We start from the raw sequence: 238 nt of genomic DNA, 5'->3' as shown, positions 1-238 counted from the left end.
GTTCTCGTAGTGCTCGGCCGGGCAGACCATGGCGTGGCCCTCGTGGTCGCCGAACCCGTCTACGGCGATCAGCACGATCAGGTCCTCGTCCTGGTAGACGGTGTCCCCGGGCTCGCAGCGGTTGCCCGGGTCGGAGACGTCGCCGGCCACGAGCCCGCAGAACGGGCAGACGTAGCCCTCCGGGGCGTGGGAGACCGGGGCGGGCGCGGTCACCGGTCCGGCCCCTCGTCGTGGTCCT

General features: G+C 72.7%; 1 pseudogene. It reads right to left on the bottom strand.

Annotated elements, in window-relative coordinates:
- Nucleotides 1-213 (bottom strand): annotated as a pseudogene (locus KVS67_RS13045) (HIT family protein); the annotation flags it as partial.
- Nucleotides 214-238: the final 25 nt, after the last annotated feature.

Origin of the sequence: Micrococcus sp. GbtcB5 (assembly GCF_019091605.1) — a bacterium.
GTDB classification, from domain to species: domain Bacteria; phylum Actinomycetota; class Actinomycetes; order Actinomycetales; family Micrococcaceae; genus Micrococcus; species Micrococcus luteus.
Note: the sequence above shows the minus strand (reverse complement) of the source record. Positions and strands in the feature narration are given on the sequence as shown.